A 727-nucleotide genomic window follows, 5' to 3' on the forward strand; every position below is an offset into this window, starting at 1 on the left:
ATCAAACAATAAATGATACGGGGTACCGAGTAACCGAAACGCTTGCGCTAAGTCGCCACTTTTATCGATAGCCATAGGCATTGATAAGTTAAACTCTTGCTGCATTTTTTGCACCGCAGCTAAATTATCATTGATACCTAGATTAATGGCGATGATCGCTAAATTGTCACTATGTTGTTGACTTATTTGCTCAAAATGGGGCATTTGCTCAATACAAGGTTTGCACCATGTTGCCCAAAACTTTAAATAGACCGGCTTTTTACCTTGATATTGCGCTAAGGTAACCACTTCTCCCGTGGTTAAGGTTATTGGCATGGTTAATAACTGCTGTGATACATTGCTGGCTTGCACCAATAAAACTGGACTGATAAATAATGTCAGAGTGATGGACAATAACAATCGTTTTAACATGAACATAAGGATTCCCTTAGTTATTAGGTTGAAGGTAATCAACTTAAAGGTAATTTTTTGAAAATTTTATCAACTTTGTTGACTGGTGTTTTCAATGAAACTTAGTTTACGTCAAATAATTATTATCAGAAGTGCCGATAATTACTTACATTAGTGAATATAATTCATCAATACCATTCGTCGATTTAATTCACTCATTCCATTCATTGAGGAAGAGCATTATGGATAAATTTAAAAGCATCGCCTTGTTTATGTCGACTATCGAGACTGGCAGCTTTGCTGCAACAGCCAAAAAACACTCGACAGATCCATCCAC

1 protein-coding gene is annotated in these 727 nt (G+C 36.5%); it reads right to left on the minus strand.

What is annotated here, in order from left to right; all coding sequences use genetic code 11:
* Positions 1 to 411 (minus strand): TlpA disulfide reductase family protein (locus OA90_RS27870; protein ID WP_199823896.1); only part of this gene is annotated, 411 nt, incomplete at its 3' end.
* Positions 412 to 727 lie beyond the last annotated feature (316 nt).

The organism is Labrenzia sp. OB1, from assembly GCF_001624695.1.
Lineage (GTDB): Bacteria > Pseudomonadota > Alphaproteobacteria > Rhizobiales > Stappiaceae > Roseibium.